Source organism: Serratia sp. EC4, from assembly GCF_059652115.1.
In genome coordinates, this window is record NZ_JBNIDE010000002.1 from 462,463 (window position 1) to 478,036 (window position 15,574).

Annotated in this window: 16 protein-coding genes; 7 read left to right on the forward strand and 9 right to left on the reverse strand. The window is 61.4% G+C overall.

The window, feature by feature from the left end:
* Nucleotides 1-50: 50 nt before the first annotated feature.
* Together bglX and ACP39K_RS08910 are read left to right on the forward strand one after the other, a co-directional pair.
* On the forward strand, nucleotides 51-2,348 hold the full coding sequence (bglX, locus tag ACP39K_RS08905; RefSeq protein ID WP_497008431.1) for a beta-glucosidase BglX: 2,298 nt from the start codon (nucleotides 51-53) through the stop codon (nucleotides 2,346-2,348).
* A 73-nt stretch (nucleotides 2,349-2,421) separates the two neighbouring features.
* Nucleotides 2,422-3,345 carry a DUF7916 family protein gene (locus tag ACP39K_RS08910; RefSeq protein ID WP_033641006.1) on the forward strand — a complete coding sequence of 308 codons (924 nt, stop codon included), beginning with the start codon at nucleotides 2,422-2,424 and terminating at the stop codon, nucleotides 3,343-3,345.
* Here the strand turns inward: ACP39K_RS08910 and ACP39K_RS08915 are convergent.
* Nucleotides 3,342-4,370, reverse strand: a complete 1,029-nt coding sequence (locus tag ACP39K_RS08915; protein ID WP_016928625.1) for a methyltransferase — start codon at nucleotides 4,368-4,370, stop codon at nucleotides 3,342-3,344. The two genes, ACP39K_RS08910 and ACP39K_RS08915, sit on opposite strands and share 4 nt — an antisense overlap.
* 352 nt (nucleotides 4,371-4,722) lie before the next feature.
* Here ACP39K_RS08915 and ACP39K_RS08920 point away from each other — a divergent pair, with 352 nt between their 5' ends.
* A complete protein-coding gene (locus ACP39K_RS08920; RefSeq protein ID WP_016928624.1) occupies nucleotides 4,723-5,115 on the forward strand; it encodes a hypothetical protein in 393 nt (130 codons plus the stop codon).
* A 72-nt stretch (nucleotides 5,116-5,187) separates the two neighbouring features.
* Here ACP39K_RS08920 and ACP39K_RS08925 read toward each other — a convergent pair whose 3' ends face one another.
* Complete coding sequence (locus ACP39K_RS08925) at nucleotides 5,188-5,988, reverse strand: alpha/beta fold hydrolase (protein ID WP_079449529.1); 801 nt, start codon at nucleotides 5,986-5,988, stop codon at nucleotides 5,188-5,190.
* Nucleotides 5,989-6,225: 237 nt separating this feature from the next.
* Here ACP39K_RS08925 and ACP39K_RS08930 point away from each other — a divergent pair, with 237 nt between their 5' ends.
* Nucleotides 6,226-6,987: a CDP-diacylglycerol diphosphatase gene (locus ACP39K_RS08930; RefSeq protein ID WP_033641004.1), complete on the forward strand. Its 762-nt coding sequence runs from the start codon at nucleotides 6,226-6,228 to the stop codon at nucleotides 6,985-6,987.
* A 41-nt stretch (nucleotides 6,988-7,028) separates the two neighbouring features.
* Here ACP39K_RS08930 and ACP39K_RS08935 read toward each other — a convergent pair whose 3' ends face one another.
* The 6 genes from ACP39K_RS08935 to lsrK form a co-directional block, all read right to left on the reverse strand.
* Nucleotides 7,029-7,331 (reverse strand): hypothetical protein, encoded by a 303-nt coding sequence (locus ACP39K_RS08935; RefSeq protein ID WP_033641003.1) that lies wholly within the window; start codon nucleotides 7,329-7,331, stop codon nucleotides 7,029-7,031.
* Nucleotides 7,328-7,963: a division plane positioning ATPase MipZ gene (locus ACP39K_RS08940; RefSeq protein WP_033641002.1), complete on the reverse strand. Its 636-nt coding sequence runs from the start codon at nucleotides 7,961-7,963 to the stop codon at nucleotides 7,328-7,330. Before ACP39K_RS08940 ends, ACP39K_RS08935 begins: the two co-directional genes overlap by 4 nt.
* 270 nt (nucleotides 7,964-8,233) lie before the next feature.
* Complete coding sequence (gene yajD, locus ACP39K_RS08945) at nucleotides 8,234-8,575, reverse strand: HNH nuclease YajD (protein ID WP_016928619.1); 342 nt, start codon at nucleotides 8,573-8,575, stop codon at nucleotides 8,234-8,236.
* Nucleotides 8,576-8,654: 79 nt separating this feature from the next.
* A complete protein-coding gene (locus ACP39K_RS08950; protein ID WP_033641001.1) occupies nucleotides 8,655-9,548 on the reverse strand; it encodes a LysR family transcriptional regulator in 894 nt (297 codons plus the stop codon).
* Nucleotides 9,549-9,607: 59 nt separating this feature from the next.
* Complete coding sequence (locus ACP39K_RS08955) at nucleotides 9,608-10,792, reverse strand: MFS transporter (protein ID WP_033641000.1); 1,185 nt, start codon at nucleotides 10,790-10,792, stop codon at nucleotides 9,608-9,610.
* Between the two features lie 220 nt (nucleotides 10,793-11,012).
* Nucleotides 11,013-12,578: an autoinducer-2 kinase gene (gene lsrK, locus ACP39K_RS08960; protein ID WP_033640999.1), complete on the reverse strand. Its 1,566-nt coding sequence runs from the start codon at nucleotides 12,576-12,578 to the stop codon at nucleotides 11,013-11,015.
* Between the two features lie 193 nt (nucleotides 12,579-12,771).
* On the opposite strand from lsrK, the gene lsrG reads away from it, so the two are divergent.
* The 3 genes from lsrG (at nucleotide 12,772) to ACP39K_RS08975 (ending at nucleotide 14,732) form a co-directional block, all read left to right on the forward strand.
* Nucleotides 12,772-13,065, forward strand: a complete 294-nt coding sequence (gene lsrG / locus ACP39K_RS08965; RefSeq protein WP_497008432.1) for a (4S)-4-hydroxy-5-phosphonooxypentane-2,3-dione isomerase — start codon at nucleotides 12,772-12,774, stop codon at nucleotides 13,063-13,065.
* Nucleotides 13,066-13,152: 87 nt separating this feature from the next.
* The gene (locus tag ACP39K_RS08970; protein ID WP_004939557.1) at nucleotides 13,153-14,058 is read left to right on the forward strand and encodes an O-acetylserine/cysteine exporter; all 906 of its coding nucleotides are present in this window, start codon (nucleotides 13,153-13,155) and stop codon (nucleotides 14,056-14,058) included.
* A gap of 83 nt (nucleotides 14,059-14,141) precedes the next feature.
* Nucleotides 14,142-14,732: a LysE family translocator gene (locus ACP39K_RS08975; RefSeq protein WP_497008433.1), complete on the forward strand. Its 591-nt coding sequence runs from the start codon at nucleotides 14,142-14,144 to the stop codon at nucleotides 14,730-14,732.
* On the opposite strand, the gene ACP39K_RS08980 is transcribed toward ACP39K_RS08975, so the two are convergent.
* Nucleotides 14,708-15,535 carry a helix-turn-helix domain-containing protein gene (locus ACP39K_RS08980; protein ID WP_497008434.1) on the reverse strand — a complete coding sequence of 276 codons (828 nt, stop codon included), beginning with the start codon at nucleotides 15,533-15,535 and terminating at the stop codon, nucleotides 14,708-14,710. The genes ACP39K_RS08975 and ACP39K_RS08980 overlap by 25 nt on opposite strands.
* Between the last annotated feature and the right edge of the window lie 39 nt (nucleotides 15,536-15,574).

A 15,574-nucleotide genomic window follows, 5' to 3' on the forward strand; every position in this document is an offset into this window, starting at 1 on the left:
GATTAAACCCCGCGGCTTTGGCGGCGGAAACACGCCTGAGATAAAACAAGATGAAATGGCTTTGTGTGGTGAGTATGTTGTCCGGTCTGGCCCTCAGTCCGGCTTTTGCGCAGGAAACGCCGATAACGCAGGGCATTCACGCCCAGCAGCGCGACGCCTTCGTGTCCAATTTGATGAAGCAGATGACGCTGGAAGAGAAGATCGGCCAGCTGCGGCTGATCAGCGTCGGGCCGGATAACCCGAAAGAAGCGATCCGCGAGGGGATCCGCAAAGGGCAGATCGGCGCCATCTTCAATACCGTTACCCGGCCGGATATCCGGGTGATGCAGGATCAGGCGATGCAGCTCAGCCGCCTGAAAATCCCGTTGTTCTTCGCCTATGACGTGGTGCATGGCCAGCGCACCGTGTTCCCGATCAGCCTGGGGCTGGCGGCCAGCTTCGATCTGGAAGCCATTGCGCTCAGCGCCCGCGTGGCGGCGCAGGAGGCCAGCGACGATGGCCTGAACATGACCTTCGCGCCGATGGTCGATATTACCCGCGATCCGCGCTGGGGCCGGGTGTCCGAAGGCTTCGGCGAAGATACCTGGCTGGTATCGAAAATCGCCAAGGTGATGGTCGACGGTTTCCAGAACGGCGATCCGGCCAAACCCGGTTCGGTGATGGCCAGCGTCAAGCACTTTGCATTGTACGGCGCCGTCGAAGGCGGCCGCGATTACAACACCGTCGACATGAGCCCGCTGCGCATGCATCAGGACTATCTGCCGCCTTACAAAGCGGCGGTGGACGCCGGCAGCGGCGGGGTGATGGTGTCGCTCAACGCGATCAACGGCGTGCCGGCCACCGCCAACCCGTGGCTGCTGAAAGATCTGCTGCGTGAGCAGTGGGGCTTTAAAGGCATCACCATCAGCGACCACGGCGCGATCAAAGAGCTGATTAAACACGGCGTGGCCGCCGACGCGCGCGACGCGGTGCGCCTGGCGATCACCTCCGGCGTCGACATGAGCATGAGCGACGAGTTCTACGACAAGTACCTGCCGGGTCTGGTGAAGGACGGGCTGGTGCCTGAAAGCGATATCGACCGCGCCTGCCGCGACGTGCTGAACACCAAATACGACATGGGGCTGTTCACCAATCCTTACGTGCATCTGGGCCCGGCGGGTTCCGATCCGCAGGACACCAACGCCGAAAGCCGTCTGCACCGCGCCGAAGCGCGGGTGGTGGCGCGCAAGACGATGGTGTTGCTGAAGAACGATAAGCAGACGCTGCCGCTGAGCAAGCAGGCGACCATCGCGCTGGTCGGGCCGATGGCCGACAGCCAGCGCGATGTGATGGGCAGTTGGTCCGCCGCCGGGGTGGTTAAACAGTCGGTCACCCTGCGCGAAGGGCTGGAGCGGGCGGTGGGCGACAAGGCGCGCATTCTGTACGCCAAGGGCGCCAACGTCACGCAGGATAAAGGCATCATCGACTATCTGAACGAGTATGAGCCGGCGGTGGCGTTCGATACCCGCTCGCCGCAGCAGATGATCGACGAAGCGGTACAGGCGGCGAACAAGGCCGACGTGGTGGTGGCGGTGGTGGGGGAATCGCAGGGTATGGCGCATGAGGCCTCCAGCCGCGCCGACATCACGATCCCGCAGAGCCAACGCGATTTGATCGCCGCGCTGAAAGCCACCGGCAAGCCGCTGGTGCTGGTGCTGATGAACGGCCGGCCGCTGGCGCTGAGCTGGGAGAGCGAGCAGGCGGACGCGATGCTGGAAACCTGGTACAGCGGCACCGAGGGCGGCAACGCGGTGGCGGACGTGCTGTTCGGCGACTATAACCCGTCGGGCAAGCTGCCGATGACCTTCCCGCGCTCGGTCGGCCAGATCCCGATGTACTACAACCACCTGAACACCGGCCGTCCGTTCGGCAAGGAGAATCCGGGCAAGTACACCTCACGCTACTTCGATTCGCCGAACGGCCCGCTGTATCCGTTCGGTTACGGCCTGAGCTACACCACCTTCAGCCTGTCGGATCTGAAATTATCCAGCCCGACGATGGCGCGCAACGGCAAGCTAACCGCCAGCGTCACGCTGAAGAATACCGGCAAGTACGACGGCGCCACGGTGGTGCAGCTGTATCTGCAGGACGTGACCGCCTCGGTCAGCCGGCCGGTGAAGGAGCTGCGCAACTTCAAGAAAGTGATGCTGAAGGCCGGTCAGTCGCAGCAGGTCGAACTGCCGATTAGCGAAGACGATCTGAAGTTCTACAACGCCAGCCTGAAATGGGGGGCGGAGCCGGGTAAATTCAACGTGTTCGTCGGCCTGGATTCCGACAACGTGCGGGCGCAAAGCTTTACGCTGAAGTAACCTTTTCCCCCTCTTTCACTGCGGTGGGAGAGGGGGATGCATCCTTTCCGCTAATGTCACCGGAGCTTGCCTCATGAAACGCTATCTGGACTGCAGCGCCAGCGATCTGGCCGATATCGGCAAAGCCGATTTGCTCTACGCCATCCGCGCCAGCGAAGGGCGCATCTTGGTCAGCGAAACCATCGCGGTCACTCAGCCGCTGCTCAATAACGTCACCAATGCCGAACTGGCGGCCAGTCAGGGCGCCGATCTGTTGCTGTTGAACCTGTTCGACGTCGATCGTCCGCATATCGCGGGCCTGCCCGCCGACGTGCCGCCGCAGGAGGCGCTGCGCACGCTGCAGCGCCTGACCGGGCGGGTGGTCGGGGTGAACCTGGAGGCGGTCGATCCGGCTTTCGCTACCGAACATAACGACTTCTGGCAGATGACGGCGGGCCGCGCCGCCACCGCCGAAAATGCCCGTAAACTGTATCAACTCGGCGCGCGCATGCTGGTGCTGACCGGCAACCCGAACAACGGCGTCAGCAATCAGGCGATCGCCGCCGCGCTGAAAGCGATCCGCGATGAAGTGGGCGACGAGATGGTGCTGGTGACCGGCAAAATGCACGGCGCGGGCATTGTGCGCGAAAGCGGCAGCCAGCTGATCGGCGAGCGGGACATCGCGCTGTTCGTGGAAAACGGCGCGGACATCGTGCTGTTGCCGGCGCCGGGCACCATTCCCGGCATGTCGCAGGAGAAAGTGGCGGCGTTGATCGCCTTTGCCCAGCGGCAGGGCGCGCTGGCGATGACGGCGATCGGCACCTCGCAAGAGGGGGCCGACGTGCAGACCGTGCGGCAGATTGCGCTGATGAGCAAAATGGCCGGCGCCGATCTGCATCATATCGGCGATACCGGCTATTTGGGGTTGGCGCTGCCGGAAAACATCTTCGCCTACAGCGTGGCGATTCGCGGCGTGCGCCACACCTACAGCCGCATGGCGCGATCGGTGAACCGTTAAGTCAGGGGTTTTTGCGCCGTGACGATGCTGAAATAGCCGAGCGACGGCAGCACCTGAGCGGGCCCGAAGCCGATGTCGCGCAGCAGGCCGCCGATTTCCTTGCCGGAGTATTGGCGGCCCTGCGTCCATCCCATCATCATCAGGCTGTACCCCGCGGCGGCAGGCGGGCCGTCGCCGTCATCGTTGTACAGCACTTCGTGGATCACGATCCTGCCTCCGGGCGGGAGGGCCGCATAGCTCTTTTGCGCCAGGAAGCGGTTCTTGTCCATCGGCCAGTCGTGGAAAATATTGGAGTACAGGTGCAGATCCGCCGCCGGGTAGGGATCGCGCCACATATCGCCGCTGTGGGTGCCGATGCGGTGGCTGAGGCCGTAATGGCGCGCGTAGTCGGCGGCGAGCGGGCACACCTCCGGCAGATCGAACACGGTGCACGTGAGCGCCGGCCAGTGGGCCGCTAGGCTGATGGCATGGGCGCCGGAGGCGCCGCCGATATCCAGCGCCGCGCGGCAGGCGCCGAGGGGCAGCAACGTAGGCCAAACGCTGGCCGATCCCATGCTCAGGCTGTGCATGGCGTGGGTAAAACGCCGCATTCTGTCGGCGTCGAGCGTATGCGTTTCAAACAACTCCTGCTCGCCATACACCTGCGAAGTATTCTTTCTGATGGCGCTTTCCAGGTTTTGCAGCGTGAAAATCTCGCTGTTTTCAATCATCAAATCCCAAAAATAGCCGAAGTAATGCGGGTTGTTTTTTAACAAAAAGATTTCCGCTTCCGGCGTCAGAGAGAATGTTTCGCCGTCTCTGGCGATCAATTTCAATGCCACTAACGCCATGACCAGCGTCTCCGCCGGGCGTTTTTCCACATTGGCCTGAGCGCATATATCGGTCAGATTGCGGGGGTGCAGAGCAATAAACTCAAAGATGCCCAGGCGGTGCGCAATAAGCGCCGCCGGATAGAGATATAAATTCATCGTGATATCGAGAATGGTTTTGTCGTCGCATTGCGGCGGCCGGACGGAATGGTTCATGCGGCTCTCCTTCCCCTAAGGCGTGGCGCGTCTTAACAGGCTATGCCACGCCTGTGGTTTTAGCAAAGGGCGAGGGCGCGATTGACCGCAGACCAACGCTTCCGTTGTAAATCATTCCCTGTGAGACTATTTTAAATTGAATTGGGTGCGGTTAATGTCGCGCGTAAAAAACTGACGCCGGGCGGAATAATAACCCCATCATGCATTTTTATTTTATTGGAGGTTAACTTAATCACAGTTATTAACGCGTCAGGGTTGTGTTAATCTGGGCCGCCGTTATACCGTACCGACATTCACATTATTTTTGTGAATAATTCAAAACTAAATAATTCATTATTAAAACGAGATAACAATGAAAAAGATCATTCTGACCGGCATGATTGCCGCGACTCTGGGCTTGTTCAACACCGCCAACGCCGAAGGGATGGATCCTGCCGCGTTGAAAAACGTCTATGACATCACGCGTAATACCGCCGGGCTGATGTCCTACTGTGTCGATAAAGGTTTCCTGAAAGCGGACAGCATCGACAACGCCAAGAAAATGGTGGCCTACGTGGCGGCGATCCCCGGCGGCGTCGACACCCGCGACGGCGACAAGCGCGAAGCGATGGGCCGTGAAGGCAATGTGCTGAACGACGACGGCAACGTGGTTGCGTTGGAGAAGGAAGCGCCGCAGGGTCTGCAGGCGTGGTGTCAGCAGGCTGACGAAGGGATCCGCCAGGGGCTGACGTCTATCGGCCAATAAGCGCCGGATTTAGCCTCCCCCTCCTTAAGGCTTCGTCTGAAGGGAATCTCCGGGCCCGCGGCCCGGAGCATCTTACCAGAACAGTGGCGTAGTGTTTTCAGCCAGAAACGCCAGCAGCGTTTCGTTGACCGCCGTCGGGTTTTCCTTGTTGCTGATATGCCCGGCGTCAGGGATCAGTACATGCCGACAACCGAGAAGATCCGCCATGCGCTGGCCTTCTGCCGGCGGGCGCGGCTTATCTTGCGCGCCGGTGATGACGATGCTGGCGGCGGTGATGTTTTCCAGCAGCGCCAGCTTGTCGGGGCGGCCAAAGATCATCCGGCCCAGCGGTACGATGCTCTCGCGCAGGCGATCGGCGGGCAGGCTCTGGAGCTGGCACAGCAGCGATTGCAATAAGGCGTCGGGGACATCATCGGAATAAAACAGCGACGCGACATGTTCCAGCAGCGGCGATGCGATGGCGCCGGCCTGTTCCACGGCGGCCAGCATGCCCATATAGCGCTGCCGCGCCTCCGGCGTTTCGTCGCCCAGGTAGCTGTCCAGCAGCGCCAGCACTTTCACCCGCTCCGGCGCCAGCGCCGCCAGTTCGGCGCCCCACATGCCGCCTACGGACAGGCCGACGATGCCGAACTCTTCAATATCCAAACGATCCATCAGCGCCAAATGATCGGCGGCGATATCCGACAGGCTGTTTCGCCCGGGCGGCAGCGCCGGTGAATCGCCGTGGCCCCAGAGATCCGGCACGATCAGGCGGTAGCGTTTCGCCAGCGCTTCGAACTGCGGCGCCCACATATTCAGATCGAACAGATAGCTGTGGCCCAGCAGCAACGGAAAGCCCGAACCCACGTCGAGGTAATGCAGGGATTTGCCCATCGTTGGCATCTTATCGGTTCCTTATATAAAGAGAGTCCGGCTGCTTATATCATACTCATATTCAACCTGCGGTATTAATTTACCTTAAATTACTCAGGTGGCGACGTATTTGTCATTATCCTTTGCTAACAAGAGGTCAATGAAAGGTGGCATTAAGGATAATATTCTGGTCGAGGCCGGAGCCTTGATTTATGCTGGCGCTCCTTTCAAGATGGAATAGCTAAACAGGGCGTCGCGATGAAAAGACTTTTCAGACTATTAATTATTTTGCTTGTTATTTTGCTGCTGGCGGCGGTGCTGTGGTGGTTCTTCGGGCGCGGCAATCCGAATGCGTTATGGCAAATCGTTAGCCAGCAGTGCGTGCCCAATCAGCAACAGAACCACGATCCGGCGCCCTGTGTAAAGGTTGGCTTAACAGAGGGTTATGTACTGTTTAAAGACAGCAAAGGTCCCTATCACGATCTGGTGATGCCAACCGAAAAGGTCAGCGGCATCGAGAGCCCGATATTGCAAGCGGAGCGAACGCCGCATTATTTCGCCCTGGCCTGGAACAACCGCGAACATATATCCGGCGAGCTGGGTAAACCGTTAAAAGACGCGTGGCTTTCTCTGGCGGTCAATTCGAAATATGGCCGTTCTCAGAATCAGCTGCATATTCACGTTGCCTGCTTGCGCCAGGATGTCTATAACGCGCTGGGGGAACAGGCGGAGCAATTAGATCAACAGTGGCGACCGCTGGCGGTGAAATTGGTCGGCCACCACTACCTGGCCAGAAAATTGGCGGGCACCGATTTAACCCAGGAAGATCCTTTCCGCTTGTTGCAAAACTATGTGGCCGAGCAGGGCGACAGCATCGGCAATTACGGTCTGGCGCTGGCGGTCAGCCCGCAGGGCGAGATGCTGCTGTTGGCGAACCGTTTGACGTTGACCGATCTGAACCTGGGCTCGGCCGGCGAAATTCAGGACTACCGGTGCGAGGTGGCGGGGAACTCAAGATGATAACGGCCCGCCGGCTGGGTCAGCCGGCGGCTGCCGTGCGGTCAGAGCTTCTTCAGCAGTTCCAGCAGCTGCGCTTCGCTTTTCTCCGCCAGCCCGTCGATGGCGAGCTTGATGATGTCGGAGCGGGTGATGCGCACGATGCCGTTGCGCGCCGCCTGCACGATCACCTCATCGATGGCTTCGATGTGGTTGTCCGTCAGGCTGACGGAAATCGCCTTATAGGTGCGCTTGCGGCCGGCCGGCTTGGTTTCCGGCGCGGGCGCCGCGACCGGCAACGTGTGCGAGGTGGCGCTGTTGATGAATTCGTCTTCCGACATGCGGTGGGTGGGGGTGCGCTTCTTCACAGGATCACCTCTTTCACCAGGCATTCGATCTCGGCCTGCGCCTTTTCATTGTTCGCCTCATGCACGGTGATGGCTTCGCCCCAGGCGTCGCGGTAAATTTTGCGGTCGCACAGGCGGTTGCTCACCAGGGTGAACTCCGGGTATTCGCTCAGCACCTGCGCCGCTTCGTTGGCTTCATTAATGAAGATGTTGGTCGGGCACATGTTCAGCACGATGTAGCCTTTGACCTTCTCGTTATATTCCTGCGCGGTGGAGAACATCTCCGACAGATAGCCGATGGTGTCGAGGTCCATCTGCGAAGGGCGGAGCGGCGAGAGGAACAGATCGGCGGCCAGCAGGCCGGAGCGCAGTTCGGCGCTGTCGCGGCCGGCGGTGTCGACGATCACGTAGTCGTAATGGCGATCCAGCTCCAGCAGCGTTTCCTTGATTTTGCCCGACGCGGCCACCACCGGAATGTGCGGCAGCCCTTCGACGTTCTGACGGTCGTTGTACCAGGTCATGATTGATTTCTGGTCGTCGGCATCGACGATGATCGCCGTCTTGCCTTGCTTAAGAATCAGATACCCGGCGATATTCACCGCTTTCGTCGACTTGCCGACGCCGCCTTTTTGCGAGCCAATCAGAACAATCATGCTGCCATCTCTCAAGTTATTAAGCGGGTAACTTATTAAGTTAATGCGCTTATTAGGTTGATAATCAAACAGGTTAACAAGAACAACTCGCGAACAATATGCACCAACTGCGGCGGCTTGCCAAGCCAGTATGTCGTTAACTGCGCAGCTTATTTTGCGCTGGATGGCCCGGATGGGTAAGTAGGAATTCTCTGGGAAGTGACGATGCGGAGGTGGGTTTATTAATTTAACAGCTTAATAAGTTAGTTGGCTATTAAGCTGTTTGCGGCATTATTTCTTCATCATCGCTTTCAGGTTGGCGAACGGATTGTGGGTGGCGACGCCGACATCTTTCTGCGCGTCTTCACCGGCCACTACCGTCGAACCGTATTGATCGGCCTCGGTGTATTTCGAGTGCTCGTGGTCGTGGCAATACAGACACAACATTTCCCAGTTGCTGCCGTCTTCCGGGTTGTTGCTGTGATCGTGATCGATGTGGTGCACCGTCAGTTCGCGCAGGTTGGAATAGACGAACTCGCGTGAGCAGCGCCCACACACCCAGGGGAACAGTTTCAGCGCTTTTTCGCGGTAGCCGGTTTCCAGCTTCGCATAGTTTTTGGGGATATAGGCCATGGTGGTTGTCCGTGGTGAATCACTATGCGGTAAATAATACCACACTGCGCGCGGCGACAGCGTGCGGCTCATCTCGCTGCTAGCGAAACGTCTCCACCGCCCAGTCGATGAACGCCCGCAGCTTGCCGCTGAGGTGGCGATTGGACGGGTAGACCACGTACATCTGCTCCGGCGGCGGCTGCCAGTCGTGCAGCAGGCTGACCAGTTCGCCGCGCTCGAGGTGCGGCTGCGCCATAAACCGATAAATCTGGATGATGCCTAATCCGGCCAGGCTCGCCGCCAGCAGCGCGTTGCCTTCATTGATGCTGACCGGGTAGCGCTGCTGGATGGCGATCTCTTTGCCGCGTTCGACATAGCGTTGCGGATGGATGCGGTCGTTGACCGGATGGCGGTAGTGCACCATCGGAAAACCCTGTTCCAGATCGCACGGGTGGCGCGGGGCGCCGTGGCGCGCCAGATAAGCAGGGGTGGCGCAGCTGACCCAGTCCAGATCGAACAGACGCCGTGCGATCAGGCTGGAGTCGGCCAATGGGCCGCTGCGGATCACGCAGTCGGCGCTGTCGCTGATCAGATCGATAACGCGATCGCCGATGCTGAGATCGATTTGGATTTGCGGGTAGCGTTCCAAAAAGCCGGGCAGTGCCGGCAACAGCAGTTGGCGAGCGGTGCCGCTGCCGGTGTCGATGCGCAGCACGCCCTGCGGAGAACTTTGCGACTCGGTCAGGCAGCCCTCCATCTGCTCCAAATCCGCCAGCCATTTCACCGTATTTTGGTAATAGCATTCGCCTTCGCGGGTGACCGACACGCTGCGAGTGGTGCGCTGAAACAGCTTGGTCTGCAGGTGATCCTCCAGATTTTGGATCAGCTTGGTGACCGTCGCTTTCGGCATGCCCAGCGAATCGGCGGCGCGGGTAAAGCCGCCGGTTTCCACCACGCGGTTAAATACCCGGATAGCGAGCAAATGATGGTCCATAGGTTCTCAACGCCATGCCCCGGCGGTGGCCGGGGCATGTTTCTGCAGATAGATAATGATTAACACTGTTTAGCGCCAATCGCGCCGGAGCGCAAGCTGAGGCCGAACACCAGCGTGGCGGAGAGGATCAGCGCGCCGCCGAACAGCATGGCGCTGCTGACGCCCTGCCAGTCCACCACTTCACCGCCCAGCAGTGCGCCGGAGGCCAGCGCGATCTGGATGACGCACACCAACAGCGCCTGGCCGGCTTCCGGCGCCTGCGGCACGGCGGCGAACATCCAGTTGGTGGCGCAGACCGGCACGGCGCCAAAGGCCAGCCCCCATACCAGCACCATCAGCGTGGCGCCGGCGAGGCCGCTGAGCAGCGGCGAAACGATCAAAATGCCCGCCAGCATGGCGGCGATCAGTATGAAGGTGGCGCGCAGGCTGTGTTCCGCCAGACGCTCGCCGAGAAAGGTGCCCAGCAGACCGATGGCGCCATAGGCCAACAGCTGCAGCGAGATCGCCGATGGGCTGAGCACGAACACCTGTTGCAGCAGCGGCCGCAGGTAGGTGTAGGCGGCGAAGTGGCCGATGAACAGCAGCACGATGGCGATCAGGCCGATGCGCGCCATCGGCAGGCGCAGCGGCAGCACCAGATCGCGCGGCGTGACCGGCCGGGAAGGCGGCACCGAGGTCAGCAAACGCAGCTGCGCCGCCAGTACGCCGACCGCCAATGCCGCACCGCCGAAGAAGGCGGCGCGCCAGCCGAACAGATCGCCGATCAGCGCCCCGGCCGGCACGCCGCACACCGCGCCGACCGAGATGCCGCTGAGGATCAGCGCGGTGGCGCGGCCTTGGCTGGCTTCCGGCACCAGATGGCGGCCGTAGTTGGCGGCGAACGACCAGAAACCGCCGACGCAGATGCCCAGCAGCACGCGGCCCAGCAGCATCATCGGGAAGTTGACGGCCAGCGCCGCCACCAGGTTGGACACCATCAGCAACAGCGACAGCCCCAGCATCAGTAAACGCCGATCCAGACGGCCGGAAATCAGGCTCAATGCGGGGGCGGCCACCGCCGCCACGATGCCGGGCATGGTGACCATCAGCCCGGCGGTGCCGGTGCTGACGCCGAGCGAGGGGGCGATGTTGGTCAGCAGCCCGATCGGCAGAAACTCGGTGGTGACCATGACAAAACAGGCGACCGTCAGCGAGAAGATCGCCGGCCACGGGGATGATGCAGGGTTATCTTTATTATTCAGCATAATGCCGCTCGTCTCAGGTGAATGCGCAGGCCGTGCGCGGGGCACGGTGTGACCGAAGTCACAATCTACGGCAGGCCGAAGGCGCAGATAAATCCATCTGCGGTGGTTACACTGTTTCTGAGAGGAAACAATCGCGGCGGCGAGTGAAAACGCGGCTTGCGCCGCGCCTAAGAGAAAGGAATAAAACGGCATAAGGTTATGACCGAATGCCGCGTGGCGCTTATAGCCCCGGCGCTTTCCACAGCGAGGTGGTCAGGCCGTTGTCCACCAGCGTCAGCTGATCGGCGTAGACCCGCCGCCAGGTTTCTTTCTGTTCCTGATACAGCGCGTGGTGGGTCATGTCCGGCTGATGCTCGCGCTCCCAGCGCACCAGGCGCTCGCCGGTTTCGGCCAGCGACTCGTACAGCCCGGCGCCGACGCCGGCGGCGATCGCGCAGCCCAGCGCGGTGGCCTCTTTCACCACCGGCACCCGCACCGTCAGCCCGGTGACGTCGCTGAGGATCTGGCTCCACAGCTTGCCCTTGGCGCCGCCGCCGGCGAACACCAGCGAACGGGCCTGCACGCCGGAGAAGGCGGCGATCTGTTCCAGATTGCAGGCGGAGACGATGGCGGCATTCTCCTCCAGCGCGCGGAACAGCGTCTGTTTGTTGCAGCGCTCCGGGTCTATCGACATGTTGATGAACGACGGCGCCGCGTGATACCAGGTTTTGAAATGCATGGCGTCGGAGAAAATCGGCATCACGCCGTAGGCGCCCGGCGGCACTCTGGCCGCCATCTCTTCCAGCAGGCTGTAGGCGTCGATCCCCAGCCGCTCCGCCAGCAATTTTTCTTCCGCGCAGAAGGCGTCGCGGAACCAGCGCATGGTCAGGCCGGTAAAGAAGCTGATGGATTCCGCCTGCGCCATGCCGGGAATGACGTGGGGGTTGATGCGGATGTTCATCTCCGGATCGATGGCCGGCTCCGGCAGGTTGACGATTTGCTGCCAGAAGGTGCCGCCGAGCACCGCCGTCTGCCCGGCGCGCACGATGCCGAGCCCCAGGCTGCCGAGCTGCACGTCGCCGCCGCCCATCACCACCGGGGTGCCGCGCAGCAGCCCGCTCTCCTGCGCCGCCTGCTCGGTGACGCGCCCCAGCACGCTGCCGGTCTCTTTCACCGGCGACAGAATATCGGCGCGCAGCCCGGCCAAGTCGAGCAACGCCGGCCGCCAGTCGCGGCTGGTCAGATCCAGCATGCCGGTGGTGCCGGCGTTGGAAGGATCGACCGCCAGTTCACCGCTCAGCATGTTGGCCAGCCAGTCGCTGATCATGGTCAGTGTCGCCGCCTGGCGGTAGATGTCCGGCCGATGGTGCGCCAGCCACAGCAGGCGCGGCATGGCGCTCAGTGCCAGCGTCTGGCCGGAGTGCTGGTACACCTCGCGTTCGAAGCCGTGGTTGTGCAGCTCTTTCAGCTCGCTGACTTCGTGGCTGGCGCGTGCGTCGACGTTGGCGCAGGCCCAGATCGGCACGCCGTTGCGGTCGTACAGCACGATGCCTTCACGCATCGAGCAGCAGGCCACCGCGCGGATCGCCTGAGCGCTCAAGCCTGCGCGTTGCATCGCCTGGCGGATGCACTGGCAGGCCAGCTGCCAGTTGCGGCTGAGGTCAAACTCCATCGAGCCGGGCACGCCCGGCACCGCCAGGTGTTGCCACTCCGCCTGGCCGTGCGCGATCTGGTTACCCGCCAGATCGAAGATCACCGCGCGAATGCTGCCCGTTCCTGCGTCCAGCGCCATCAAGTAGTTATCCATAGCCTATGCTCTCAGGGGGAGGAGTGTTAACTATAGATGCCGCCGCCTTACCCCGCCGGGGGAGGAGTGGGCGTCGCCGACGCGATTTGTGAGCCAGGCGGCAAAATTGCCGTTGCGGCAGGGCAATCGACGGGAATAAACCTATGGTTGGAAAGCGCCATGTTACGGCGCGCCGTTTAAACAAGGAGTTGCCATGCACGTCACATTGGTTGAGATCAACGTTAAACAAGAAAAAATCGACGAATTTATCGATGTTTTCCGCGCCAATCACCTGGGCGCGATCGAAGAGCCGGGCAACCTGCGCTTCGATGTGCTGCAGGATGAACAGATCCCGACGCGGTTTTACATCTACGAAGCCTATCGCGACGAGCAGGCGGTGGCGGCGCACAAGCAGACCCCGCACTACCTGCAGTGCGTGGAGAAGCTGGAAGCGCTGATGACCGGCCCGCGCAAGAAGACCACCTTTATCGGCCTGATGCCGGAATAAGCGCCGGCGTTTGCCGGTGTCCATGTCCCCGGTTTGGTTGTAATCTGCAAGGCAAAGCGAATTTTCAATGGGATAAGCGGGGCGAGGATGACATTGCGCGATCGGCTGTTGGCGCTGTTGGTGGTGGTGATCTGGGGCGTGAATTTCGTCGTGATCAAGTTCGGTTTACAGGGCATGCCGCCGTTTCTGCTGGCCGGGATGCGTTTTTTGCTGGTGGCGTTGCCGGCGATCTTCTTTATCCCGCGCCCGACGATCCCGTGGAAATGGCTGCTGCTGTACGGCATGACCATGAGCTTCGCGCAGTTCGCGTTTTTGTTCGTCGCCATCAAGGTGGGCATGCCGGCGGGGCTGGCCTCGCTGGTGCTGCAGGCGCAGGTGTTCTTCACCCTGCTGTTGGGCGTCGTGCTGATGGGCGAAAAGCTGCGGGTCAACCATTTCGTCGGCATCGCTATCGCCAGCGGCGGCATGCTGGTGCTGGCGCAGGCCAGCCTGCATAAGCCGGGCAGCGGCGCGGTCCCCCTGGCGGGCCTGTTGCTGACGCTGGCGGCGGCGTTTTCCTGGGCGCTGGGTAACCTGACCAACAAGAAGATCCTGGCCGGTTTCCCGCAGCGTAATATTTTATCGCTGGTGGTGTGGAGCGCGCCGATCCCGGTCGTGCCGTTCCTGGCCTGCAGCTGGCTGTTCGACGGCCCTGAGGTGGTGCTGAGCAGCCTGAGTCATGTGCAGGTTGGCACCTGGCTGGCGGTGGCCTATCTGGCGTTTGCCGCCACGCTGTTCGGTTATTCGGTGTGGGGCAGCTTGCTGGGGCGCTATGAAACCTGGCGCGTTGCGCCGCTGACGCTGCTGGTGCCGCTGGTCGGGCTGTTCGCCGCCTGGCTGCTGCTGGACGAAGCGTTGTCGCCGGCGCAGTTCGGCGGCGCATTGCTGGTGCTGGCCGGCATGGCGGTCAACACCTTCGGGCTGCCGCGCCGCCGGGCCGTCGCCGTGCGCTAAACCGAACAGGGTAATTCTGTTCAATACGGTGTCGGCGGCGGTCGGCATTCTGGCGCCTGTGAATATTTTCTCAGGTGTCCATCATGAATATCTACCTTTCCATGGCCGCGTTTGCGCTGGCGGCTTCCATCACCCCTGGCCCGGTCAACATCGTCGCATTGAGCGCCGGGGCGCAATTCGGTTTTGGCGCGACCCAACGCCATGTGTTCGGCGCCACGCTGGGGTTTACCCTGTTGCTGGTGCTGCTGGGTTTGGGCATGCACCAGCTGCTGATCCTGTGGCCGGGGCTGACCCACTTGATCCAGTGGGCCGGCGTGGCTTTTCTGCTGTTTATGGCCTATCGGCTGGTGTTTGACGACGGCAGACTGGGCAACGGCGCGGCGCAGGCGCCTTCCTGCTGGTACGGCGCGCTGATGCAATGGCTGAATCCCAAGGCATGGCTGGCGTCGGTGGCCAGCCTCGGCGCCTTTGTCGGCGATGGCGACATGCTGTTGCTATGGCAGTTCGCCGGGCTCTACTTCGTGATTTGCTATGCCTCGGTAGCCTGCTGGGCCTATGTCGGCGCGATGCTGCGCGGCCTGCTCAGGCAGGCGCGCAACGTACAACGCTTTAATCGCGCGATGGCGGCGTTGCTGGCGGCCAGCGCTTGTTATCTGTTGGCGGAGGGTTTTTGATACTGGCCGGGCGTGGCGGCCAACAGCTGTTTGAAGGTGCGCTGAAAGTGCGCCTGATCGGCAAAGCCGCTTTCGCTGGCGGCCGCGGCGATCGGCAGGCCGCTTTTCAATAACCGATGGCCGTGCTGCACGCGGCGGTTGATCAGATAGGCGTGCGGCGTCATGCCGTAACGCTGGCGGAAGGCGCGGATCAGGTAAGAAGGGGAGAGCGCGGCGGAGCGGCAAATGTCGTCCAGCGTCAGCGGCTGGGTGCAGTGCGCGTCGATAAACGCCGCCGCCGCTTCCAGTCGGCTATGCGGCGGCGTCTCCGGCTGGCGGACATCGCCCAGCCCGAGCTGCAGGGCGCTGAAATACTCCACCATGGCGATCTGTTTTTCCAGCGCGCTGCACAGCGGATCCGTCAGCAGCGCATAAAGGCGATTCAGGCCGTGGAACAGCGCCGGATCGCGACTGAGCGGCTGGCTGAACGGAACAAAACGCTCGCCTTCGCCGCCGAGCAGCTCCTGCTGCAGCGCGCCGATCCAGGCGAGATCGAGATAGAACATGATGTACGACCAATTGCGGTCGGCGATCGGATTACAGGCGTGCGCCTGCTGCGGGTTGATGATCACCAGATCGCCGGCGCTGACCTGCATGCGCCGCTCGCCGTTGACATAGGTGCTGACGCCGCCGGTGATGGCGCCGATGGAAAAGAATTCGTGGCTGTGCAGGCTGTAACACGCCTGGCGGCCATCCGCGATGGCGCGGGCTTCGACGAACGGCAACTGCGGATCGCGCCAGAACTGCGGCGTTTTTTCACTCATACGCTTTCCTTTTCACTGCGGCGGCATCACAGTGTTATA

What these genes read in the sequence shown, in the direction of transcription:
- bglX (WP_497008431.1), top strand. Translation starts at nt 51, where the DNA reads ATGAAATGGCTTTGTGTGGTGAGTATGTTGTCCGGTCTGGCCCTCAGT.
- ACP39K_RS08910 (WP_033641006.1), top strand. Translation starts at nt 2,422, where the DNA reads ATGAAACGCTATCTGGACTGCAGCGCCAGCGATCTGGCCGATATCGGC.
- ACP39K_RS08915 (WP_016928625.1), bottom strand. Translation starts at nt 4,370, where the DNA reads ATGAACCATTCCGTCCGGCCGCCGCAATGCGACGACAAAACCATTCTC.
- ACP39K_RS08920 (WP_016928624.1), top strand. Translation starts at nt 4,723, where the DNA reads ATGAAAAAGATCATTCTGACCGGCATGATTGCCGCGACTCTGGGCTTG.
- ACP39K_RS08925 (WP_079449529.1), bottom strand. Translation starts at nt 5,988, where the DNA reads ATGGGCAAATCCCTGCATTACCTCGACGTGGGTTCGGGCTTTCCGTTG.
- ACP39K_RS08930 (WP_033641004.1), top strand. Translation starts at nt 6,226, where the DNA reads ATGAAAAGACTTTTCAGACTATTAATTATTTTGCTTGTTATTTTGCTG.
- ACP39K_RS08940 (WP_033641002.1), bottom strand. Translation starts at nt 7,963, where the DNA reads ATGATTGTTCTGATTGGCTCGCAAAAAGGCGGCGTCGGCAAGTCGACG.
- yajD (WP_016928619.1), bottom strand. Translation starts at nt 8,575, where the DNA reads ATGGCCTATATCCCCAAAAACTATGCGAAGCTGGAAACCGGCTACCGC.
- ACP39K_RS08950 (WP_033641001.1), bottom strand. Translation starts at nt 9,548, where the DNA reads ATGGACCATCATTTGCTCGCTATCCGGGTATTTAACCGCGTGGTGGAA.
- ACP39K_RS08955 (WP_033641000.1), bottom strand. Translation starts at nt 10,792, where the DNA reads ATGCTGAATAATAAAGATAACCCTGCATCATCCCCGTGGCCGGCGATC.
- lsrK (WP_033640999.1), bottom strand. Translation starts at nt 12,578, where the DNA reads ATGGATAACTACTTGATGGCGCTGGACGCAGGAACGGGCAGCATTCGC.
- lsrG (WP_497008432.1), top strand. Translation starts at nt 12,772, where the DNA reads ATGCACGTCACATTGGTTGAGATCAACGTTAAACAAGAAAAAATCGAC.
- ACP39K_RS08970 (WP_004939557.1), top strand. Translation starts at nt 13,153, where the DNA reads ATGACATTGCGCGATCGGCTGTTGGCGCTGTTGGTGGTGGTGATCTGG.
- ACP39K_RS08975 (WP_497008433.1), top strand. Translation starts at nt 14,142, where the DNA reads ATGAATATCTACCTTTCCATGGCCGCGTTTGCGCTGGCGGCTTCCATC.
- ACP39K_RS08980 (WP_497008434.1), bottom strand. Translation starts at nt 15,535, where the DNA reads ATGAGTGAAAAAACGCCGCAGTTCTGGCGCGATCCGCAGTTGCCGTTC.